General features: G+C 70.8%; 13 protein-coding genes. 8 read left to right on the top strand and 5 right to left on the bottom strand.

What is annotated here, in order from left to right; genetic code table 11:
- Positions 1-2: 2 nt before the first annotated feature.
- Positions 3-1,283, bottom strand: a complete 1,281-nt coding sequence (locus IEZ15_RS25170) for a lysine N(6)-hydroxylase/L-ornithine N(5)-oxygenase family protein (protein WP_189279473.1) — start codon at positions 1,281-1,283, stop codon at positions 3-5.
- A 376-nt stretch (positions 1,284-1,659) separates the two neighbouring features.
- On the opposite strand from IEZ15_RS25170, the gene IEZ15_RS25165 reads away from it, so the two are divergent.
- Positions 1,660-2,655: a ketoacyl-ACP synthase III family protein gene (locus IEZ15_RS25165; RefSeq protein WP_189279472.1), complete on the top strand. Its 996-nt coding sequence runs from the start codon at positions 1,660-1,662 to the stop codon at positions 2,653-2,655.
- A gap of 623 nt (positions 2,656-3,278) precedes the next feature.
- Here the strand turns inward: IEZ15_RS25165 and IEZ15_RS25160 are convergent.
- The 4 genes from IEZ15_RS25160 to IEZ15_RS25145 form a co-directional block, all read right to left on the bottom strand.
- Positions 3,279-4,034, bottom strand: coding sequence for a thioesterase II family protein (locus tag IEZ15_RS25160; protein WP_189279471.1), 756 nt, complete (start codon positions 4,032-4,034; stop codon positions 3,279-3,281).
- A gap of 19 nt (positions 4,035-4,053) precedes the next feature.
- Positions 4,054-5,340, bottom strand: coding sequence for an MFS transporter (locus IEZ15_RS25155; RefSeq protein ID WP_114242565.1), 1,287 nt, complete (start codon positions 5,338-5,340; stop codon positions 4,054-4,056).
- Positions 5,341-5,560: 220 nt separating this feature from the next.
- The gene (gene ectB, locus IEZ15_RS25150) at positions 5,561-6,811 is read right to left on the bottom strand and encodes a diaminobutyrate--2-oxoglutarate transaminase (RefSeq protein WP_114242564.1); all 1,251 of its coding nucleotides are present in this window, start codon (positions 6,809-6,811) and stop codon (positions 5,561-5,563) included.
- A gap of 50 nt (positions 6,812-6,861) precedes the next feature.
- The gene (locus tag IEZ15_RS25145) at positions 6,862-7,767 is read right to left on the bottom strand and encodes a cupin-like domain-containing protein (RefSeq protein ID WP_114242563.1); all 906 of its coding nucleotides are present in this window, start codon (positions 7,765-7,767) and stop codon (positions 6,862-6,864) included.
- An 805-nt stretch (positions 7,768-8,572) separates the two neighbouring features.
- Between IEZ15_RS25145 and IEZ15_RS46780 the strand changes: the two genes are divergently transcribed.
- From IEZ15_RS46780 to IEZ15_RS25110, 7 genes are all read left to right on the top strand, one after another.
- On the top strand, positions 8,573-8,950 hold the full coding sequence (locus IEZ15_RS46780) for an MbtH family protein (RefSeq protein WP_308427439.1): 378 nt from the start codon (positions 8,573-8,575) through the stop codon (positions 8,948-8,950).
- Positions 8,951-9,113: 163 nt separating this feature from the next.
- A complete protein-coding gene (locus tag IEZ15_RS25135) occupies positions 9,114-10,727 on the top strand; it encodes a DUF885 family protein (protein ID WP_189279470.1) in 1,614 nt (537 codons plus the stop codon).
- A gap of 9 nt (positions 10,728-10,736) precedes the next feature.
- Positions 10,737-11,582 carry a formylglycine-generating enzyme family protein gene (locus IEZ15_RS25130; RefSeq protein ID WP_114242560.1) on the top strand — a complete coding sequence of 282 codons (846 nt, stop codon included), beginning with the start codon at positions 10,737-10,739 and terminating at the stop codon, positions 11,580-11,582.
- The gene (locus tag IEZ15_RS25125) at positions 11,566-12,609 is read left to right on the top strand and encodes a pyridoxal-phosphate dependent enzyme (RefSeq protein ID WP_229846101.1); all 1,044 of its coding nucleotides are present in this window, start codon (positions 11,566-11,568) and stop codon (positions 12,607-12,609) included. Before IEZ15_RS25130 ends, IEZ15_RS25125 begins: the two co-directional genes overlap by 17 nt.
- A complete protein-coding gene (locus IEZ15_RS25120) occupies positions 12,606-13,790 on the top strand; it encodes a cytochrome P450 (protein WP_189279469.1) in 1,185 nt (394 codons plus the stop codon). The genes IEZ15_RS25125 and IEZ15_RS25120 overlap by 4 nt, the downstream gene beginning before the upstream one ends.
- The gene (locus IEZ15_RS25115) at positions 13,787-20,152 is read left to right on the top strand and encodes a non-ribosomal peptide synthetase (protein ID WP_189279468.1); all 6,366 of its coding nucleotides are present in this window, start codon (positions 13,787-13,789) and stop codon (positions 20,150-20,152) included. Before IEZ15_RS25120 ends, IEZ15_RS25115 begins: the two co-directional genes overlap by 4 nt.
- Complete coding sequence (locus IEZ15_RS25110) at positions 20,149-23,190, top strand: non-ribosomal peptide synthetase (protein ID WP_189279467.1); 3,042 nt, start codon at positions 20,149-20,151, stop codon at positions 23,188-23,190. The genes IEZ15_RS25115 and IEZ15_RS25110 overlap by 4 nt, the downstream gene beginning before the upstream one ends.
- Positions 23,191-23,194: the final 4 nt, after the last annotated feature.

The following is a 23,194-nucleotide window of genomic DNA, read 5'->3' as shown; positions in this document are numbered from 1 at the left end:
TCTCAGGCCGACTGGCCGAGTATCGATCGCGCTATCTCGCCCGCGCGGACCGCGGTGTTGGACAGCAGGCCCGCGCCCAGGCCGTGGCTGCTTTCGGTGCCGGCGCCGTGCAGATAGATGCCGCAGCGCAGCATCTCCGAGGTGCGGACACGGTAGTCGCGGTCCACATACAGGCCGCCCGCCTCGTCCTTCTTGCACTCGTCGGCCAAGTCGCCGAGCAGCGGCAGGGGGTCGGTGGGCCGGTGGCCGGTGGCGTAGACGACGCCGTCCACCACCAACCGGGTCACCTCGCCGGTGACCAGTGATTCCACCTCCACCTCGACGCCGTCGACGGTCTCCGTGCAGGCACGTACCCGCGAAGCGCGGTGGACGTGCAGCCGCGGGCGGCCCTGGACCTCCTCCAGGTAGACCCGCCGGAACAGATCCTGGCTCAAGTCCAGGTCGACCACCGAGTAGTTGGTGTTGGCGTGGTACGCGAGCAGCGTCTCCTTGGTCTGTTCCGGCGCGCGGTAGAAGTCGTCGACTGCGGCCGGGTCGAAGATGGAGTTGGTGAAGGGGCTGTCGTCAGAGACGCTGTAGCCGTAGCGCGTGAAGACGGTGTGCACCGCTGCGTCGCTGTAGGTGCGGTGGAGATAGTCGGCGCACTCCGCGGCGCTCTGCCCGGCCCCCACGACCAGGTACCGCCCGTGGCGCGGCGTTCCGAAGTCGCGGGTGAGCAGCTCCGAGCTGTGCCGGATCCGGGCCGAAGAGGTGACACCCGGCGGCAGGTTGGGTGCTATGCCCGTGCCGAGCACGACGTTGCGCGCCCGCTGGACACGCCTGCCGCCGTCCGCGCCCTCCGTGACGATCTCGAGGAGGTCGACGTGGCCGTCCACGCCCTGGACCGGGCGGATGCCCACGACCGTCGAGCCGTAGGAGACGTGCGTGTCGAGCTGCGCTGCGGCCCACCGTAGGTAGTCGTGGAACTCGATTCGGTACGGGTACAGCATCTTGCTGTTGATGAACGCCGGCATCCTGCCGTGGGCGTGCAAGTAGGTGAGAAACGTGTAGCGGCTGTTGGGGTTGCGCATCGTCGCGAGGTCCTTGAGAAAGGACACCTGCATGGTGGCGCCCTCGATCAGCATCCCGGTGTGCCAACCAAAACCCGCCTGTCGCTCGTGGAAGGCCATGGTGATCGGTGCGTCGGACTCCTCGATGGCGATCGCCACAGCGAGGTTGGCTGGACCGAACCCGATCCCCACGACGTCCACGGTACTCACGCTCGGCAGCTCGACGGCTGTCACCTACGGTGCTCCTCTCCGGCCCAGGTCTCCCTCGGACGCCCACATCGGACAGAGTGTGATCAACTCCTGTCCCGTTCGGCCCGGGTCCGCCGGGGGATCGTATCCACAGCGCCGCCGGTTCGTGAAGGCACACTTGCGAATCATCCGCACCGGAGAGAGGAGGGGCGACCAGCCGGCCGGCGGCCGCACCGACGTGATTGTCCGCACTGCCGCGCGACCACGTCGACCCGCGGTCGGTGTGGTGCGACCAGGCGGGTTGGGCCAGCGCCGGCCGCACGGCCTGACCTCAGGCCTATCCGTTGCCAAAGCTGAGCGGACATCGTTAGAGTCGGACTCGTTCACCCCCAACACCATTACCGCTCAGGGAGGTTGCCTCGTGCAATGGGGCGACGTCTACGTCAGGTCCTGTGCCATGGCCCTGGGGGAACGGGAGTTGGTGGAGGCCGCGGTGGCGGCCGGCCGGTACGATCCGGCCATCCGTGACGCGCACGGCTACGAGTCGATCTCGGTCGCGGGCTCCAGATACGCCGCTGACATGGCCGTCGACGCCGCACGAGTCGCGATCGCCCGGTCCGCCGTCGACCCGGCCGACATCGGTGTGTTCATCCACGCCTACGTGGACGAGCAGGGCCCGGAGGGTGTCGCCGAGCCGGCCTCCTACGTCCAGGGCATGGCCCACGACGGCCGGGCTCGCGCCCTCGGGGTGCGGCAGGGCTGCAACGGCGCGATCGCGTCGCTGGAGGTCGGCGCGATGTATGTGTCCGCCGGCAGTGTGGCCGTGCTGACCTCGGCGGACAAATACGTGGGGGAGGGCGACCGCTACCGCGACGACCAGGGCTGCGTACCCGCCGATGGCGCGACCGCGATGGTGCTGGGCCGTGAGGAGGGCGTCGCCCGGCTCCTCGCCACCGAGATCATCGGCGACGGCAGGTTCAGCGGGCTGACCGCACTCGACCCCGGTCAGTTCGAAGACCGCCAGGAGTTCCGCAAGGCGCAGCGTAAACGGGTCGTGTCGATGATGCGGACGATGACCGAAGCCAAACACGACTGCGTGCGGGCCGCGCTCGCCGACGCCGAGGTCGGGGCCGGCGACATCAGGCACTGGCTCCTGCCGTACAACGGGCGGTTCATGGTCGACCGCGACTTCTGCGCCGAGTTCGAGATCGATGACGAGCGCACGACCTGGGACCTGGGACGCACGGTCGGCCACCTCAGCGGCGGCGACCCGGTCGTCGGGCTCACCCACCTGCTGGAGACGGGTGCCGCGGCGGTTGGGGACCGGGTCGTCATGCTCGGTGACTCCGCCGGGTTCGCCTTCGGTTGCGCTGTGCTGGAGATCGTCGCGAAGCCCGCGTGGCAGGTCGACCGCTGAGGTCGGACTGCCGGTCGCGGTGCACCACGAGTCGATGCGGACATCGACGGCATGTATCGGGGCCCGAGCCCGTGGAATCGCCCGCGTCACCCGACAGCGGCACCTCTGCCAGGAGGGGGCGGTCCACCGCGGAGACCGCGGTGCGCCGACCGAGCCATGACCCGCCGTATCCGGCCCAGGGGGCCGGTTCGGAGCGCTTGACGGTGAGCCGTGAGTGGGCGCGTGCCACCGGCGTGGAGTCCACGAGCCACACGTCGTCGTGCCACGGGTCCGTGTCCCGGGCCAGGGCGCGGACGAACCGGTCGGTCAGCGTGTCCGCCAACACTCGCAGGCGCTTGGTGTGGCCGGACCGCTCGGGCAGGCAGGCGAACTCGGCTTTTGAATGGGCGCGGACGAACCGCGCCGGGTGTGCCTCGGAGGCGAAGCCGGCAACGGCCCGCATGACCGCGAGCTTCGACACCTCGGCATCCGCCGTCATCCGCGGGCGGCCTGTCCACCGCCTCCCGCCTGGAGCACAGCGTTCTACCGGGCCGCGGTCCTTCGGCGGTGGCCCGGAGCCGGCGGACAGCCTCGCGGCACGCGCCCGCGGGACCACGCGATCCTCCGAGGCCGGTTCCTGACCGTCACCCCGTCCCCGTCGGCACGTGTGCCCCGAGGCTTTTCGCGAGCACCTCGCCCACACCGGCCCACTGGTCGGCGAGGTAGAAGTGCCCGCCGGAAAAGACATGCAGGTCGAACCGGCCGGTGGTGTGGCCCGCCCACGCGGCCGCGTCATCGACCGAGACAAGGTCGTCGTTGTCGCCGGTCAGGGACACGACCGGGCACGCCACTCGGGGGCCATCGAATCGGTAGGTCCCCATCATCCGGTAGTCCCCGCGCAGCGCGGGCAGGAAAAGCACTCGCATGTCCTCGCTGTCCAGCAGCCGCTTGTCAGTGCCGGCAAGGGCGGCGATCTCCGAGATCAGCTCCTCGTCGGTTGCCGTGTGCGCGTGTCGGACCGGCCGGCCGGGCGGCCGCCCGCCCGACGCGAACAGCGCCAGCGGCTCGATCCCCTCGGCCTCCAGGCGCTTGGCCACCTCGAACGCCAGCAGCGCTCCCATGCTGTGCCCGAACAACGCCACCGGCCGATCCAGTTCGGGCCGCACCGCGGCGAGCGTGCGCTCGGTCAGCTCCGCGAAATCGCCGATGTACGGCTCGTTGACGCGATCCTGTCTGCCGGGATATTGCACCGCCAGCACCTCGACCGCGGGGAACAGTGCCATCGCCATCGGCCGGTAATAGCTCGCGGAGCCACCGGCGTGCGGGAGGCACACCAACTGGACCGCCGCCTCGGGCGCGGCCCGGTAACGGCGGATCCACCTGCTTTGTTCGTCGGCCATGGTTCCCTCGGTCGTCGTCTCACACTTGGGCAGGTTGCTTGACGGGCGGGCCGGTGATGACCCCGTCGGGACTGCGCCGGACCGCGCGGATGCCGGGCACGAGCGGCGTGAGGCCGCACGGGATGACGATCATCGCGGCGGCGATCAGCAGGGTCTGGGCGTTACCGGTCTGGGCGGCCAGCGGGCCCACCAGGGCGAGGCCGAGCGGGGCGGCCAGCGTGGAGAGCATCCAGTCGTAGGAATCGACCCGCGACAGAACCTCGGCGGGGATCATCTGCTGCATCGACGCCTGCCACAGCGCGTCGAGGAACATGGTCGCCGCCCCGCTCAGGAACGCCGTGCCCACCACGGTCCACAGGGGGGTGGGCACCGCGAGTGCCAGCAGCGGCAGCGCGGTCAGGATCAGTGCGAGGTTGCCGACGATCAACGGCCGGCGCGGCTCCAGCTTCAGGGCGATGAACCCGCCCGCGATGGCGCCGGCCGCCCAGCCCGCGACAATGGCGCCCCAGGCGGACGGCCCGCCCAGAGACTTGTCCGCGATCGCCGGGCCGAGCACGTAGTACGCCGCGACGGCGAGGTTTTGCAGCATGTGTGCGATCAGGTTGAGCCACAGCCACGGTCGTATGACGAACTCGCGCCAACCGGTGCGCAGGTCGCCCAGGAACGACTCGGGCGCGGGGACGGTGCGAGGGGCGAGCCGCAGCATCCCGAGGGACACCGCGCTCACGATGAACGTGACAGCGTCGATGGCCAGCACAAGGCCCGGCCCCCACAGCGCGATCACGACACCGGCCAGCGCCGGGCTCAGTACCGTGAAGGCGCTGTTGCAGAAGGACAACAGCGCGTTGCTGCGCTGGAGTTGTTCCGGCGGCACGATCTCCGCCATCAGTCCGCTGGACGCCGGACCGAAGAATGCCTGGGCAGCACCGAAGACCGCGGAGCCGACGATCAGATGCCACACCTCGGCGTGGCCGGTCAGCAGGAGCGTGGCAAGCACCAGCTGCGCGGCTGCGCGGATCAGGTCGGACGCCAGCATCAGGAACTGGCGGGGCAGCCGGTCCGCCCACACCCCCCCGGCCAGCGTGAAGAGGACCTGCATCGTGACCTGCGCGGTCATCACGAGCCCGATGTCGGTGACCGAGCCGTCCACCGCCAGCACGGCGAAGAGCAGCGCAACCTTGGTCATCCCGCCACCGGCGGCCGACACGGCCTGCCCTGTCCACAGGACGCGGAACTCCCTTATCGAGAACGGCGCAAGCGCTTCAGCCAGGGCGCGCCGCCTGCCGCTGTCCTTCCCCTGCGCCATCAGCGTTCTCCCAGCGGTGTTGTGGCCTGCGCCGGCACTCGGACATGGTCAGGACCGTCGCCGTGGAGCCGTGGCGTCCGCCCGGGCAGCGAAGGGTCCACGGGCAGGATGCGTACGACCTCCCCCGGTTGCGTCATGAGGTCGACGTTCTGCGAGGTCACAAACAACTCTCCATCTGGGATCACTGGCGGACTTGACATCGGAACGGCCGGGATCGCGCTCATGCGGCCCGTTCGAGCACCACGCGCACGGACTCCTCGAGGATCGCGAGCCCTTCGGCCAGCTCCGCGTCGGAGACCGTCAGCGGCGGCAGCAGCTTGACGACCTCGTCCCGAGGACCGGAGGTCTCCACCAGCAGGCCCTGCGCGAACGCCTCGTCGGACACCGCGTCGGCCAACTCCGCGCCGACCACGAGCCCGTGGACGAGACCACGGCCGCGGGTGGACAGGCCTGCGCCGGGGTGGGCATTGACGATGCCCTGCAGCGCGGTCCCGACCCACTCGCCCCTGGCGCGCGTCGACTTCTCCAGTGTGTCGTCCCGCCAGTAGGTGCGCAGCGCCTCCGTCGCGGTGACGAACGCCGGGTTCACACCGCGGAACGTGCCGCTGTGGGCGCCCGGCGGCCACACGTCGAGATCCGGCCGGACCAGGAGGAGCGCGAGTGGCAGCCCGTACCCGCCGATGGACTTCGACAGGCAGATCAGGTCCGGCACGATGCCCGCGTCCTCGAAGCTGAAGAACGGGCCGGTCCGCCCGCAGCCCACCTGTACATCGTCGACGATCAGCAGGATCTCGTGCTGCCGGCACAGTTCCGCGAGCGCACGCAGCCACTCGGTGCTCGCCACGTTCATCCCGCCCTCGGCCTGCACGGTCTCCACGATCACCGCGGCCGGCAGGTCGAGGCCGCTGCCCGGGCCGGCCAGGAGCCGTGCCAGGTGCTCCGGGTGGGGGTGCTCGTCGTGGCCGTCGAACGGCATCGGGGTCGCGCCGGTGAGCGGCACGCCGGCGGAACGGCGATGCAAGGGATTGCCCGTGACCGCGAGCGCGCCGAGCGTCGCGCCGTGGAAGGAGTTGGTGAAGTGCACGACCCCGCTGCGGCCGGTGACCGTGCGGGCCAGCTTCAGGGCCGCCTCGACGGCGTTGGCGCCCCCCGGGCCCGGAAAGACCACCTTGTGGTCCATGCTCCGCGGCCGCAGCACCACCTCGACGAGCGTCTCGAGCAGGTCGCGCCGTGCGCTGGTGAACATGTCGAGCGCGTTGGTGATGCCGTCGTTCTCGACGTAGTCGAGCAGCGCTCGTTTGAGCACCGGATTGTTGTGCCCGTAGTTCAGCGAGCCGGCCCCGGCGAAGTAGTCGAGCCAACGCCGGCCGTCCTCGGTGTGCAGCCGGCTTCCGGTGGCGCGGGAGAAGACGACCGGCCAGCGCCTGCTGTAGGACCGCACGCCCGACTCGTGCTGCTCGAAGATGCTCAAGGAAGTCCTTTCCCTAAAGGGGGAGTAGTAAGAGCGCGGCCCGGCCTTCGCTAGGAGATGTAGGAGTAGTACGAGCGCAGCCCCGGCATCAGCAGGCCACGCGGCGCGCCGGCGACGACCCCGAGCGCGAACAGCAGGTTGTACCGCAGGTTCGTCAGCGGCATGCCTTCGCGCACCGCGGCGATGCCGCGCAGTGCGCTGGCGCGGTCGTGCCAGTCGATGTTGAACGAGATCGACGCGCTGGGCGAGGTGACTTTGTGCAGTGTGCCCGGTGGCATGTAGAAGATGTCACCTGCCTCGACGTCGCAGGTCAGCACCGTCGCGTCACGGAAGAGCGGGTAGCGTTCGAGGTCGGGCGCCTCCGGATCGACCGCGGCCCACCGCCAGTTGTAGGTGTAGCACTTGTCGCGCTCGGCGTCGGCCACCATGACGAACCGCTTCGACCCCTGCATCTGGAAGAACAGGTTGTGGGTGAGCAGTGTGTCGAAGTGCAGTGGGGTCTGCGCGCGCGAGGGCCCGACGAAGAACTGCGTGAACGACCACCACTGGTCGCGGAAGAACCGCGGGAAGTACTCGACGGGGAACGGCTCCAGGTCGCGGCGCAGCGCCGGAATCATCGACAGCAGTGGCACGTCGTGCAGGTAGCCGGGTGGGTCGCCGGGGTCGTCGTCCCCGGCGACCCCGGTCTCCCACTCCGCGACTTCGCGGGCGTAGTCGGCGAGGCGAACGACGGCGGTGCGACCCGCGGAAACGGTGCCGACCTTGACGCGCACCTGCTGGTCGGGCGCCACCTCGGCGAGATGGGCGGCCGACCAGGTGGACACCGCGGGCATGTCGGCGACCGCGCCGCGCATCACCACCGGCCGGCGTCCCATGTATTCGGCGTGGAACTCCTCGGGGCTCAGCTTGGTCCGCACGTCCACAGAGACCGGTTGGGCCGTCGTCGTCACTGACATCTCCTAATCGTCTTCCGCGCCGGCCGGACGCATGCGGGCAGGGAAGACCGAGGTCGCCCGCGCGCGTGTCACTGCTCGCGATCGGTCGGCGTCCGGTCAGGCGTGGTGTCTGACCGGACGGGCCCGGGCCGACTGATGTCGAGGTGGAGCGCGGCGCCGGTCGCGCGGTCTGAGGTGTTCACTTCGGACAACGGCGCAAAGCCTGGGTACACCACTGCATGGATGTCAATGCTCCGCAAGCGTGCCCCCTCGCCTCCACCCTGACATCGTCGGACCCTACCTGCTCATCGGCGGGTTGGGGAGTGGCGATCTTCTGCCGGACTCGTGAGCGTCTGGATTGTGGCTGATTGAGTGAGCTCAATGGGAACGACTTCGCGTCACCGGTCTCGTCTTTGGTCAACACCGCATTCGTATGGGCTAGTTCACCGGCCGCCCGGGGCGTGCCGGTCACGGAGACAGCCGTTGGTCCCGGCCGCTGTTACCTGTCGCCGGGTGGTCTGACGAATATTCATGATCCCGTGCTGATCGCTTTGTTGTCCTCAGTGGTCCTCTGCACCCGCTGGCCAGCGCATATGCGTCATCGATCAAGTGCCTTGGATACTCCGTCCGTTAGCCGGGTGGGCCGACGGAAAGCCTTGACAGGCTCTGGCGCGCGATCTAGCTTGAGCCCCGTTGAGCTGCGGGGAAGTTGGTTTGCCCAGATCGCTCGGGGAGTTGGCGGTCGAAGTTCCAGCAGCGAAACTTGCCAATGGTGCATCCTGCGTTGCTCCGGTCGGGAACGACTGTATGGGGGATCTCAGATCTGATGTTCGACGACGAGAACGCCGAATACCTAGTCGTGATCAACGGCGAGGACCAGTACTCGATTTGGCCGGCGTCACGTGATCTGCCGGCGGGCTGGACGGCGGTGGGCGGTCCCCGCTCGCGCAAGGAGTGCCTCGATCACATCGCACGGGTCTGGACCGACATGCGCCCGAAGAGCGTGCGCGAGGCCATCGAAAATGCCGGATCTCCTATCGCACAGGGAAGTCGAATGGTTCTCTCACAGCTTGTGGACGCCGATGAACTCAAGGCCATGTCGCCGGAGGAGCTCCGCGACATGCTGGCCAGCCTCGACGACGACGTGATCTACGGCGAGGACGGCGACGTGATCGAGCCCAATCCGGGCGCCGAAACGGCTTAGAGGACCGAGCCCGGTGCGGGCGCCGAAAGGCGTCCTGGCCGGACGGACTCGTCTCACATTCCGCGAACGCGCAATTCGTGTGTGTTTCCGCGCGCCGTCAGCTCGTTGATCTCTGAACTATTCGCCATTGTCGCCTCCCTGGAGCGGCGCGACAGGAAGTGACATGACGTCCGGTGCTCTGAGTTCGGTTTCCGCTGTCGTCGACTATGTTTTCGACCGCTATCCGCAGGTCGCCAGGCGGGCGGGCCGTCACGACTTCGACGGACAGCTGCCTGAGGTCGCGCCCGACTCTCTGTCCGATGTGGACGGTTTGCTGGCCGCGGTCTCCGGGCAGCTCGACGCCTTGCCCGAGGACGCGGACCCGGAGGTGCGGGCGGACCTCGGTACGGCGATGCGGGTGCTCACTGATGAGCGGTTCCGCATCGCCGAGCTGGGCCGGTCCCACCGCGGGCCCGACGAATGGCTCGCCGAGACCGGCGTGCACATCTACCTGCGCGGCGAGTACGCATCGCTCGACGAACGTGTCGCGGCGTTGTCGCATCATCTCGCGCAGCTGCCGGACTTTCTCGCGGCCACGGCGAAGACGCTCGGCCGTACTCTGCCGGCGGGCGAGCGGATCAGTGGCGTCGAGAACGCCAGGGCCCGCGCGGTGTCCGTTCGGGACCTGGTCGATCAACTCGTCGCTGAGCGGCCGGAGTCGGCCGACAGCTCCCTCATGGAGCTGGCCGGCCGGGCGAGCGCCGCGTTCGTCGGCTTCGCGGGCGCGGTCGCGGCCACCCAGCCGGCTCGGGCGGTCCTCGGTCCTGACCTGCTCGCCGCCTACCTCGAGGCGGCCGAGGGGGTCGACACCCCGGTGGCTGAGCTGCTCGCGGAGGTGGAGGCCGAAGTTGAGAGCCTGGTCGCCCGTCTCGACGCACTGTCCGCACGACTGGGGGTGCGCACCCGGCAGGAGGCGTACGACCTGCTGAGCGCACGGGTCCCAGCGGGTTCGGTGGTAAGTACGCTGTCGCGGATCATCGATCGGCTCCAGGGGTTCTGGGTCGAGCAGGACGTCGTCACCATGACCAGCAGGCAGGGGCTCGACATCCGTCCCGTCCGCGACGCGTCGACCTCAGCGGCGGTCGTCTTCGACGTCGGCGGTCCACTCGAGAGAGCACCGCAGCCACACGTGCTGCACGTCCCGGAGCCGCGCGACCCCGCCGCGCTGCGCGACTACCTCAACGAGCCGATGCTCGAGATGATCGCCGTGCACGAGGTCTTCCCCGGACACTACCTGCACCACGAGACCACTTCTGAGCACGCGGGCGCGATCCGCCGGTGTGTGCCGTGGTTCCCCGGGGTCACCGAGGGATGGGCCCACTACACCGAGGAGTTGGCGATCGAGCGCGGCCTTGCCGAGGGCCGCCCGCTCGTGGAGGTGGCCGCCCTGCGGTTCGCCCTGGAGGCTGCCACCCGCCTGCTCGTCTTCCTCTCCGTCCACTCGGGACGGAGCAAGTTCGGCGCTGCCGCCGCCGAGGCCGCCACGTTGTGTGCGTGGTCGCCGGAGCGCGCCGGCCGCGAGGTGCTGGCCGTGGCCGCTCAGCCGGCCGGCGCCATGTACACGCTCGGCAAACTGCGCATCCGGCGGTGGCGCGAGCTGGCCGGCGTCAGTGACTCGGCCGCCGACCTGAAGGCCTTCCATGACCGAGTGGTGCGCTGTGGCAGCGCGCCGCTGTCCACTGTGTGGCGCTACTACCTCGACGGCCGGTACGTCCCGGCCGCATCCACAACGAAGTAAGGAGAATCCGTGACCGAGGTGACGGCCGAAGTCATGCCCGCCGAGGCATTCCCCGCGGACTACTGGGCCACCATCCCCGGTGGACCGTTCACCATGGGTTCCAACGAGCGCCGGGACGACGGCAAGCTGCGGGCGGCCGCGCCCGAGCACCAGATCGACGTGCCCGAGTTCCGCATAGCCAAGAGCCCGGTCACCGTGCGGGAGTTCCGGAAGTTCGTCGAGGCGACGGGCTACGTGACCACCGCCGAGAAGGTGGGCAAGAGCTGGGTGTGGATCGGTGACCCGGCCGTCGTCGTCCCGGACCAGGACTACCTGTGGAAGGCGATCGACGGCGCGACCTGGCGCACGCCGCGCGGTGCGGACTCCACCGTCGAGGGCAAGGACGATCATCCGGTCACCCATGTCAGCTACGACGACTGCCTCGCCTACTGTGAGTGGTCCGGCACCCGGCTGCCCAACGAGGCCGAGTGGGAGAAGGCCGCGCGCGGCACCGACGGCCGTGCCTACCCGTGGGGCAACGAGGAGCCGACCTCCGAGCACTGCAACCACAGCATGGGCGTCGGTGACACCACACCCGTCGGCGCCTACCCGAAGGCGGCCGGCCCGTACGGCGTCGAGGACATCGTGGGCAACGTGTGGGAGATCATGTCCAACGGCTTCCATCACTACCCGTTCGACGAGAGCAAGCCGCGGCGGGTCATCAAGACGCGGGTGGGCACGATCGAGCTGGGCGTGATCCGCGGCGGTTCCTTCTACAACAACTGCGACCCCCGTGGCTGCCTGGCGTGGGTGCGGATCTACAACCTGCCCGATTACAGCTGCCACGACATGGGGTTCCGTGTCTGCGCCTGCTGAGCGCAGCGGCCGGGAGAACACGGAAACACAGCAGCGGGAAGTCCGGATCGACAAGCCGTTGCTCGACCGTGTGGACGCGCTGCTGCGCGACCTGCCGAAGACCCGTGTGGTGCGTCTGCCCTACCCGGGTATCCGGCTCTACGCCAAGATGGAGTCGGAGAACCGCACCGGAAGCGCCAAGGACCGCGCGGCGATCTGGATCCTCCGAGAGGCCGTGCGACGCGGCGAGATCACCAGGAACACCACGGTGGTCGAATCGTCCTCCGGAAACTTCGCGCTCTCCCTCGCATCGTTCCTCAACGCGCTGAACGTGCCGTTCGTGCCGGTCCTCGACCCGAACGTCAACGCGGCCACCGAGCGGACGCTGCGGCGGTTGTGCGCGCGGGTGGAGAAGGTCACCGAGCCGGACGGCACGGGCGGCTACCTGCTCAGCAGGCTCACGCGGGTCGCCGAGCTGCGCGCGGAGCTGCCGGACGTGTACTGGCCGGATCAGTACACCAACCCGGACGGGGCGCGCGGCCACTACGAGCTGACAGCGGGGGAGCTGCTCGCCGATGTCGGCCGTGTCGATTACCTGTTCGTGGGCGTCGGCACCGGCGCGACGATCAACGGCCTTTCGCACAGGCTCGGCGTGGAGCAGCCGGACGCCACCGTGGTGGCCGTCGATGTCGAGGGCTCGGCGATCTTCGGCGCCCCGCCGGCCCGCCGGCTCATTCCGGGTATCGGCTCCAGCATCCGCCCGCCGCTGGTCGACGCCGCGTGGATCAGCAAGGTGGTCGTGCTGTCCGAGAGGGACGAGGTGGCCGGCTGCCGGGCCCTGCTGCGCGACCACGGCATCTACGCGGGCGGCTCCACCGGCTGCGTATACGCCGCGATCACCCACCACTTCGACGGGCACAGCGGCCGGGAGCCCGTGGTGGCGTTCCTGTGCGCCGACAACGGCGAACCGTACGCCGACACGGTCTACGCGGACGACTGGGTCGCCGAACACCTGACACCGGTCGCTACCAAGGGAGCATGTGCGTGACGACGAGCGTGTGGACACCACCGCCCGCCGACGAGACGGCGCTGGCCGACTGGCTGCGTGCCCGCGACCCGATCGAGCGGGCCCCGGGCGGCGGAGGCTGGCACGTCTTCGGCTATCGGGAGGTCAAGGAGGTGCTCGCCAACCATGGCGCGTTCTCCAACGCCGTGGTGCGGCCGGTGCCCGACGACTCGCCGATGCGCCTGTACCGCGAGGGCAACCTGACGTGGATGGACCCACCTCGGCACCGGCAGCTACGGGCACTGGTGAGCCAGGTCTTCACGCCACGCTATGTCGCCGGGCTCGAGCCGATGATCCACGAGACGGTCGAGACGTTCCTCACCGGCATCCGGCGCAACGCCGAGGTGTCTTTCGTGCGGGAGTTCGCCTCACCGGTCGTGGCCACCGTCATCGCGCGGATGGTCGGCATTCCCGGCAACGGGCTCCGGCTGTTCCAGGAGTGGTCGCAGGCCCTGCTCGCGCTCGCCGACCCGGGCGCCGAGCAGAACGGCCTGCAGGCGGTGCTCACCAAGACCCAGATCGCCGAGGCGTTCCTGCACCGGTTCATCGCCAAGCGGCGAGCCGCACCGGCCGACGACCTGACGAGCGGGCTCATCGCGGCCGAAGTGGACGGTGAGCGCCTCGGTGACGACGAGATCGCCGGCCTGGTCGCCCTGCTGATGTCCACCGGGCAGGCTGCGACCCTCACGCTCGTGAACGCGATCATCGTCCTCGCGCGGCACCCGCAGTCGCTGGCCATGCTGCAGACCCGGCCCGAACTGCTCAACTCGGCCATCGACGAGGTCATGCGGTACCGGTCGGAGACCACGAGAGTGGAGCGCAAGACCACGCGGGACGTCGTGGTCGGCGGGCACGAGATACCCGCCGGCCAGACGGTGTCCGTGTGGATCGCGGCCGCCAACCGGGACCCGCGGGTCTTCGACGGCCCGGACGTCTTCGACATCGAGCGCTCGACCAACCCGCACATCGCCTTCGGCCACGGCATCCACTACTGCCTGGGCGCGCCGCTCGCGCGCGTGGAGATCCGTATCGCGTTGCGCAGGCTGCTCGACTCCACGGTGGACTTCGCGGTCGACCCGGCGGGCACGCGCCTGCTCGACCCACGACTCATGTTCGGCGCGAGTGAGGCGGCCGTCCGCTTCGACTGGAAGGAAGAGCAATGACCGGGTTCATTCCCGGTGGGCTGGTCGCACGGCTCGCCGAGCACGCACAACGCTCGCCCGAGAAGGTGGCGCTGTCGGTCGCCCCCGTCGGTGGTGGCCCGCGAGTGGATCTGTCCTATGCGGCGCTGAGCGCCCGGTCGCTCGCCGTGGCCCGTGCGCTCACGGCGAAGGTGCGGCCCGGCGCGCGGGTGCTGCTGCTGTTCCCGACGGCACCGGAGTTCGCACCCGCGTTCCTCGGTTGCCTCGCCGCAGGCGTGATCGCCGTGCCCGTGCCGCTGCCGATGGACGAGGGCGCGCGACGGCGGGTGCTGAACGTGGCGCGGGACTGTGACGTCTCGCTCGTCGTGTCGCCGTCCTTCGTGCGGGACCTGGTCGCCGCGAGCGAGGACCCGGAACTGCGCGGATTCGCCGCGGCACACGACTGGCTGCTTGCCGACCGGATCGAGGCCGCCGCCGACGACGGCGCGGGACTGCCGGTCGCGGTCGCCGACGACGTCGCGTTCCTTCAGTACACCTCGGGCTCCACCAGTACGCCGCGCGGCGTCGTCGTGACCCACGGTGCGCTCGTGCACAACGAGAACGCCATCCAGCGGTCGTTCGGCGTCACGCAGGACTCCACGATCGTCAGCTGGCTGCCGCTGCACCACGACATGGGCCTCATCGGCGCGATGCTGCAACCGCTGTACGCCGGTGCCAAGGGCGTCATCCTCGACCCGTTGTCGTTCCTGCGGAGCCCCGCGAGCTGGCTCCAGGTGATCAGCGACGAGCGCGCGGACATCAGCGGCGGCCCCAACTTCGCGTACGACCTGTGCGTCCGCAAGGTCACCGACGAGGAGAAGGCCGGGCTCGACCTGTCCGGCTGGCGCGTGGCGTTCAACGGTGCGGCCCAGGTCTACCCGCGCACCCTGCGGGCGTTCACAAAAGCCTTCCGCGACACCGGATTCCGGCACGAGGCGCACCTGCCCTGCTATGGCCTCGCCGAGGCGACGCTGCTCGTGACGACCGGCGCACCCGCTGTCTCCCGGACGTTCGACGACGGTCGGGAGCTGACCGCCTACCGGATGCCCGACCACGCCGACGTGCGGGTGCTCGACCGCGAGAGCGGCACCGAACTCGGCGCCGGGCAGGTCGGCGAGATCGCCGTCTCGGGGGGCAGCAACGGGGCGGGGTACTGGGGCGGGGCAGCCTTCGGGGCCTTCCTGCGCACCGGCGACCTCGGCTTTTGTGACGGTGACGAGCTGTTCGTCGTGGGCCGGAGCAAGGACCTGATCGTCCAGCGCGGCCGCAACATCTACCCGGAGGACCTGGAGGCGGACGCCGGAACCTGCGACCCGGACGTCAGGCCCGGCCGCTGCGCGGTGTTCGGCGTCGCGGACGACGGCGACGAGGCGGTCGTGGTGTGCCAGGAAGTACACGCGCGGACGCTGCCCGCGCGGTACCGCGAGATCGCCGGGCGGGTGCGGGCCACGCTGTCCCGCATCCACGGCGTCACCGCACGCACGGTCCTGATCGTGCCGCCCGGCACGATCACCAAGACCTCCAGCGGCAAGGTCCAGCGGTACGCCGCACGGCGGCGCCACCTCGACGGCGAACTGCCCGTGCTGCTCGACGACACCCTCACCGGCCGCACGTCGTCGCTCACGGAGCGCCTGGCCACCGACTCGCTGACGGCGGCGCTGTGCGCCCACATCGGGGACTTGCTCGGCCTGCCCGAGCCACCGTCGGCCGACTCGTCGCTCGCCGACCTGGGAGCCGACTCACTCACCGCCGTGCGGATACGCCAGGCCCTGGAGGACGCGCTCGGTGTCGAGCTGGCGCCGACGGCGGTGCTGCGGGCGGAATCGATCGCCGATCTCGCCGATCTCGCCGAAGCTGCCACCGCGACCCTCCCGGCCACCCCCATCGGTGGCACCGGCAACGGCTACGAGCTGAACGCCTCCCAGCGCGCCCTGTGGTTCCTGCACCGCGCCGCGCCCGGCGGCGACTACAACGTGACACGCGCGTTCCGCGTCACCGGGACCGTCGATCCCGACGCGTTCCGCACCGCGCTCAGGGCCATGGCCGCCCGCCACCCGAGCCTGCGCCTGGCGATCACCACCCGCGACAGTGCTCCGCATGCCGAGCTGCGCGACACGTCCACCGTGGACATCGAGGCCGTCGACGCGCGTACGTGGCATCCGCAGCAGGAAGCCGATTGGTACCGCGACTTCGCGACCCGTCCGTTCGACCTCGCCACCGGCAGGCCGCTGCGGGCCGCACTGCTGCGGCGGGACGCCGATTGGCTCTTCGTGTTGTCACTGCACCACATCGTGTGCGACGTGTCGTCCTTCGCGATCGTCATGGCCGATCTGGGCGCCGAACTGGCCGGCGAGCCACCCGCACCACGTCCGGCGTCCGCCCCGGCCCCGGCACGAGATCACAGCGACTTCTGGCGCGCCGAACTGGTCGGCGAGCTGCCCACGCTCACCCTCCCCGGCCTCGGCACGCCCGATCCCGGCGCGCCCCGCGAGTCGCTCGCGTTCTCCGTGCCCGCCGCACCGCTGACCGCGTTCGCCCGCGAGCACGGGCTGACCCTGCACAACCTGCTGCTCGCCGCCTACCAGGTGCTGCTGCACCGCCTGTCCGGCCAGACCGACCTGATCGTCGGCGTCCCCACCGCGGGACGCACCGACCGGGCACTCGCCGAGTGGGTCGGCTACCTCGTCAACGTGGTACCCGTCCGCTCGACCTACCGCGCCGAGGTGCCGTTCACCGATTTTGCCGTCGGCACGCACCGTCACGTCCTTGACGTGCTGGATCACGCGGACCAGCCGTTGTCCGACATCGTGCGGCTGGTCAACCCCGACCGCGACACCGCGACGGCCACGATCTTCCAGGCCATGTTCAGCTGCTACACCACGGCGCTGCCCGGCGCGGCGGCCGTCGTGATGGGTGATGAGAAGGCCGAGCTGCGAGCGGGCGCCGCCACCCTGCACGGCTACCCGGTCCCCGACCACACCACGCAGTCCGGCCTCGGCCTGAACGTGGCGGTACGGGACGACGTGCTGGACTTCCAGCTCCAGTACGACTCCGCCACGGTCTCCCGCGAGCAGGCCGAGCTGGTGGTGCGCACGTTGCCGACGCTGCTCGCCGCGATCGGCGCGGGACAGACCACCCCGCTGCCGCTGCTGACCCCGGACGAGGCCGCGGTGCTCGTCGAGCGTGCCATCGGCCCCGATGTGCCGCGGCCGGAGAACTACCTCGACTCGTTCGAGCGATGGGTCGACCGCACGCCCGACAGCGTTGCGGTCGACGACGGCCGGGTGCGGTTGACCTACGCCGAGCTGGACGCCCGTGCCAACCACGTGGCCGAGAAGCTGCGGGCGGCCGGCGTGTGCACCGACCGCACCGTCGTGATGAGCGCGGACCGGTCGGCCGACTACCTTGTCGCGCTGCTCGGCCTGCACAAGGCCGACGGCGCCTACGTGCCCATCAGCCCGCGCGAGGCGCCCCGCCGCGCCGAGGCGATGGTCGAAGCGGTCGAGCCGGCCGCGATCATCGCCACCCCGTCGGGCCGTCACCTGTTCGGTGACCGTCAGGTGTTCGACCTCGCCGAGCTTGCCTCGGGCAGCAGCACCACGCGGCCGCCGCGGCTCTGCCACGACCACGCCGCGTCGACGATCATCCACACCTCCGGCTCCACCGGAGTGCCGAAGGCGGCCGTCTCCACGAACTACGGCGTCACGAACCACATGTGGCAGATGGTCGAGCACTTCGGGCTCACCGAGCACGACTGCGTGGCCCAGACCGCGCCCGTGTCGTTCGACATCTCCGTGTGGCAGCTGCTGACCCAGCTGATGACCGGTGGCCGGGTGCGGATCGTGCCCGAGCCGGACTCGCAGTCGCCCGCGAGCCTGCTGAAGGCCGTCGCGGACGGTGGCGTGACCATGCTGGAGCTGGTGCCGTCCAACATCGTGGCGTTGCTCGACGCCGGCCTCGCCGCGGCACCGGGTGCGTTGCGCGTGATGCTGTCCACGGGCGAGACACTGACCCACGACGTGCTGCGGCGCTGGGTGCGGGAGTTGCCCGGCATCCCCGTGCACAACGCCTACGGGCCGGCCGAGTGCACCGACGACGTCACCGCGGGGCTGTGCGCGACCGGACCGGACGCGCCGATGACCACCTCGGCCGGCCGGCCGCTCGCCAACACCACCGTGCACGTCTTGGACGAGAACCTTCAGCCCGTGCCGCCCGGCGTGGTCGGCCTCCTGCACGTCGGCGGGGGAGTGGTCGGCCGCGGCTACCGGGGCAACCCGAGGCGCACCGCCGAGATGTTCGTGCCGGACCCGTACGCGGCCGTGCCTGGCGGACGGCTCTACCGAACCGGCGACCTCGGCCGCGTGAACGCGGACGGCGACCTGGAGTTCCTCGGCCGTGCCGACACCCAGATCAAGATCCGCGGCCAGCGGATCGAGGTCGGCGAGGTCGAGGCCGCGCTGCGACACTGCCCCGGCGTCGTCGAGGCTGCGGTGAAGGTCCACCATGGACCGGCGGGTGCCTCGCTCGTCGGCTACCTGGCCCGTCCCGGCGCGCCGGACGGGCCGGCGACGGTGCTCGGCCTCGACGAGGACGAGCGGTTCCGCGCCGTGCTCGCCGATCTGCTGCCCCGGCACATGATCCCGACGATCATCGCCGAGCTCGGCCGCCTGCCCCGGTCCAAGAACGGGAAGGTCGACTACCGGTCGCTGGAGTTCACGGCACCGGTGACCACGAGGGCGACAACCGAACTGGACGACCCCCTCGCCGCGACCGTCCGGTCGCTCTGGGCGGACCTGCTGGAACAGGACACGGTCGGCTGGGACGACAGCTTCTTCCAGCTGGGTGGCCACTCCCTGCTCGCGCTCGCCATGATCGACCGTGTCAACGCGCTGCTCGGCGTACAGCTGGTGGTCGACGTCGTGTTCACCAACCCGCGCCTGCGCGACTTCGTCGCCTCCGTGCGCGCAGCCGACCCGGCGACCGCGAACCGCGCACCGCAGCGGACACCCGCCGACCCGACACAACCGGTGCCCGCGAGCGCCGCGCAGCAACGGTTCTGGTTCCTGCGCGAGATCGACCCCGGCCGGCCGACGTACAACATGCCCGGTGTGCTGCGCCTGCGCGGCGAGCTGGACGAGCAGGTGTTGGAGACGGCGCTCCGCGCGACGCTGGCCGCGCATCCCGTGCTGCTGGCCAGGTTTGCCACCGACGGCGGCGAGCTGACCTGGACCGCGCGCCCGGCCGAGGAGTTCGAGCTCACCCGTCTGGACCTGCGCGGCCCGGTGGCCGAGCTGGGCGACGAGGTGTTCGACCAACTGGTCGCCGACGAGGCGGCGGTGGTCGCGGACCTGCGCCGGGAGCTGCCGTTCCGCGCGTTGCTGGCGCGGCTCGGGGAACGTGACTGGGGCCTGTTCGTCAACATCGACCACATCGTGTGCGACGGCTGGTCCCTCACGGTGTTCCTGAGCGACCTCGCCGACCGCTACAACCGGCTGACGCCCCCGGAGGCGGGCTACGGGTTCGCGGACTACTGCCACGACGAACGGTCATGGTGGGACAACCACGACCGCGGCGAGCTGGCCGCACTGTGGCAGGACGTCACGGGTCGCCAGGCGGCGAGGTCCCCGCTGCCGGACCGGGCCGTGCCACCCGCATCGGCCGAGGAGGAGGCGGCCAAGCACACCGACTGGCTCGACGCCGGCCTCGCCGCCTCGGTGCGCGACCTGGCCGGCCGCACCGGCGTCACTCCCTACATGGTGTTCGCGACCGCACTGGCCGCGCTCACCCACAGCGGGTCGGCCGAGCGGGAGCTGGTCATGCTCGGCACGCTCATTGCCCAGCGCGACCGGCCCGAGTGGCGGCAGGTCGTCGGCCCGCTCCTGAACGTCTCGGTCCTGGCCGTGGACCTGTCCCCGGCCGACTCGGTGGCCGACGCGCTGGCCGCCGTCCGCGCGGGCGCGCTGCGTGCCTACCGGTGCGCGAACGTGCCGTTCCAGGAGCTGGTACCGCTGCTGACACCGACGCCGGGCGGGGACGGGTCCCCGTTCGACGTGATGCTCGTGATGCAGCCGCCCGGCAAACCGGTCGAGCTGGCCGGTCTGGAAGTCGAGCCGACCGACCTGGACGCCGTCGCCGCCCCGTACCCGCTGCTCGTCGACATCGAGGAGTGGGACGGCGGCTACAGGGTGTCCTACCGCTACCGGACGAACAGGTTCGACGCGGCGGGCATCGCGGAGCTCGCCCGCCGGGTGCACGCCGCGGTTCGCGCGCTGGTCCCGGCCGACATCGCCCCACTGGCCGAGCTGGTTCCCGTGAGCAACGGGGTGGAGAGGAGCTGGTCATGACCGAGTCGGTCGTGAGTCCCGTGCTGTCGCGGTTCGCCTCGTGCCACAAGGAGAATCCCGGCGCGCCCGCCGTGGTGGCCGACGGCGTGACCACCACCTACGCCGAGCTGGACACGGTGGCCCGCGGGCACGCGGCAGCGTTGCGGGCCACCGGCGCCGGCCGCGAGACCGTGGTGGCGCTGGTCGCCGACCGCGGCCCCGGCTACGTCGCGATGGTGCTCGGCGTGCTGCTCGCCGGCGCCGCGTTCGTCCCGGTGGAGCCGAGTGTGCCGGTTCGGCGTGCGCACCAGATGTGCGCCGCAGCCGGCGTGCGGGCCCTGCTTGTCGCTCCGGGGCACGAGGAGTTCGCCGCCCAGGTTGCCAAGGGGCTGGACCCGGTGCCGAAGGTGCTCGTCGACGCGGCAGGACCCGGGGAACCGGCACCGGTGCCGGACCGGCCGAGGGACGGGCTCGCGTACGTGATCTTCACGTCCGGGTCGACCGGCACCCCCAAGGGCGCGATGGTCGCCGACGGCGGCATGGACAACCACATCGCGGCCAAGCTCGCGGACCTCGACCTCGGGCCGGCCGACGCCATCGGCCTCACCGCGCCGCTGTCGTTCGACATCTCGGTGTGGCAGACGCTCACCGCGCTCACCGTCGGCGCCCGGGTCGCGGTCGCTTCGCCACGCAACATCGCCGAGCCCGCCGAGCTGGTGGCGTGGGTCCGTCGGCACGGGGTGACCGTGCTGGAGATCGTCCCGTCGTTCCTCGCCGTGCTCACCGCGCAGCTCGACGACGACCTGCGGGCCGGGCTCTCGTCGCTGCGTTACCTCGTCGCCACCGGGGAGGCGCTGCCCGGCGCGGTCGCACGACGCTGGTACGAGCACTGCCCGGACATTCCGATCGTCAACGCGTACGGCCCGACCGAGTGCTCCGACGACGTCACCCACCACGTGGTGACCGCGGCGCAGAGCGCCGCTCGGCCGTGGCCGTCGATCGGCAGGGAGATCCTCAACACCCGCCTGTACGTGGTGGACGCGGATGGCCGAGAGGTGCCGACCGGCACCGAGGGTGAGCTGCTGGTCGGCGGTGACGGCGTCGGCCGTGGCTACATCGGCGACCCGGTGCGCACCGCGCTCGCGTTCGTCCCGGACGCGCTGTCCGGCACACCGGGCGCGCGGCTCTACCGCACCGCCGACCGCGCGAGCCGCGCCGCCGACGGCACGATCGACTTCCACGGCCGCCGCGACCGGCAGGTGAAGATCCGCGGCCACCGTGTCGAGCTGGGTGACGTGGAGGCCGAGCTGCTGCGGGTGCCCGAGGTGCGGTCGGCTGCCTGCGTGCACACGGCAGGCCGGCTGCGGGCGTTCGTGACGTTGAACGCGCAGGCCGACGTGCTCCTGGCCATGCGTGCCGCCGCCCCGCAGTACCTCGTGCCGCACGAGGTGACCGTGCTCGACCGGTTGCCGGTCAACACCTCCGGAAAGGTCGACCACCGGGCACTGGAGGGCATGCGCACCGAGGACGTGGCGCCGGCCCCGGCCGAGGCCACCACCCTGGACGCGGTGTGCGCCGTGGTCGCCGAGACGCTGGGCGCGGCCTCGGCCGGCCCGGACGACGACTTCTTCACCTCGGGCGGCGACTCGCTGCTGGCGATGACGCTGGTCTCCACGGCACGCGCCCGGTTCGACGCGGAAGGCACGTCCCTGCGGGCGTTCTTGTCCCGGCCGACCCCGCGTGGCCTCCTCGCCGCGATCGAGGCCGCGGAACCCGCTGTCACGGAGGAGGAACCGCGGGCGGTCGGCGCGCTGTCCTCCGGCCAGGAGCGGCTGTGGTTCTTCGAGCAGCTGCACCGCAAGAAGGCGCCCAACCTGCTGATCCTGTCGCTCGACCTGCGCGGGCGGCTCGACCTAGACGCGCTTCGGCACGCACTGGCCGCGGTCGCCGCCCGGCACGAGCCGCTGCGCACCGTCTTCACCCAGGAGCGCGGAGTCCCCAAGGCCGTCGTGTGGCCCAAGGCCGAGATGGTTCTGGAGACGGGCACTCTGGGCGACTTCGAGATCTCCGCCCGCACGCCCGAACCGCCGCTGACGACGGTGCGGCTGGCGCGTGTCGCCGACGACCACCACGTGCTCACGTTCGCCATGCACCACCTGGTCGCCGACGGCTGGTCCCTGGAGGTGCTCAAGCGCGATATCGCCGAGCACTACGAGCGGTGGCTCGCCGGCGCCACCGACGTGCCGTTGCCACGCACGTCGTTCTCCGGGTACGTGGCCGCGGAGCGGGAGTGGCTGGCGGGCGCGGAGGCCGAGGAGTGCGCGCGGTACTGGACCGAGCAACTGGACGGCGCGCCACCGGCGATCGACCTGCCACTTGACCGCCCGCGGCCGGCCAAGCCGGCGTTCGTCACCGACCACGTGGTCACCCATCTCACGCCGGCGGAGACCAGGGCCGTCGCCGAGGCCGCCCGTGCCCGCGGCGCGACCCCGTTCATGGCGGTGCTCGCCGCCTCGTACGTGGTGCTGCGGGACGCGACCTCGGCCACCGACCTGGTGCTCGGCGTCGACTCGGTCAACCGCTCGTGGCCCGGCAGCGAGGAGCTGATCGGCACGTTCGTCAACCAGCTGCCGGTCCGGCTCGCGCCGGGTGCCGCACCGACGTTCGGTGAGCTGCTCGACCTGGCCAGGCGGCAGGTACTCGGCGCGCAGGAGCACGACCGGCTGCCGTTCCACAAGCTTGTCGCGGCGGTGAACCCGCCGCGCAAGGCCGGCCGGTTCCCGCTGTTCCAGGTCAAGATCACCCACCAGGGCGCGTGGCGTACCGGGGTGTCGCTGGCGGACCTGGAGGTCGTGCCGCGCGAGCTGGCGGACCCCGTGATGGACCTGGACCTGATGATCGACGTCTCCGGCGAGAGTGACCGGCTGCGCCTGGAGGTCCTGTTCTGGCCGGAGGTGCTCGACAGCGCGACGGTCACGGGTTGGGCGCGGGCGCTGGCCGACGTGCTGCGTGCCGGCGCGGCGAACCCCCACGCCGTACTGGCCCTTGGTGAAAGGTGATGAA

Origin of the sequence: Streptomyces atratus (genome assembly GCF_014648655.1) — a bacterium.
Classification (GTDB): Bacteria; Actinomycetota; Actinomycetes; order Streptomycetales; family Streptomycetaceae; genus Streptomyces; species Streptomyces atratus.
This window is presented reverse-complemented; position numbering and strand designations above follow the sequence as displayed.

Excerpts from the sequence above, each read along its gene's own strand:
- IEZ15_RS25160 (WP_189279471.1), bottom strand. The coding sequence starts at position 4,034 with ATGGCCGACGAACAAAGCAGGTGGATCCGCCGTTACCGGGCCGCGCCC.
- IEZ15_RS25155 (WP_114242565.1), bottom strand. The coding sequence starts at position 5,340 with ATGGCGCAGGGGAAGGACAGCGGCAGGCGGCGCGCCCTGGCTGAAGCG.
- IEZ15_RS25145 (WP_114242563.1), bottom strand. The coding sequence starts at position 7,767 with ATGTCAGTGACGACGACGGCCCAACCGGTCTCTGTGGACGTGCGGACC.
- IEZ15_RS46780 (WP_308427439.1), top strand. The coding sequence starts at position 8,573 with ATGTTCGACGACGAGAACGCCGAATACCTAGTCGTGATCAACGGCGAG.
- IEZ15_RS25135 (WP_189279470.1), top strand. The coding sequence starts at position 9,114 with ATGACGTCCGGTGCTCTGAGTTCGGTTTCCGCTGTCGTCGACTATGTT.
- IEZ15_RS25115 (WP_189279468.1), top strand. The coding sequence starts at position 13,787 with ATGACCGGGTTCATTCCCGGTGGGCTGGTCGCACGGCTCGCCGAGCAC.
- IEZ15_RS25110 (WP_189279467.1), top strand. The coding sequence starts at position 20,149 with ATGACCGAGTCGGTCGTGAGTCCCGTGCTGTCGCGGTTCGCCTCGTGC.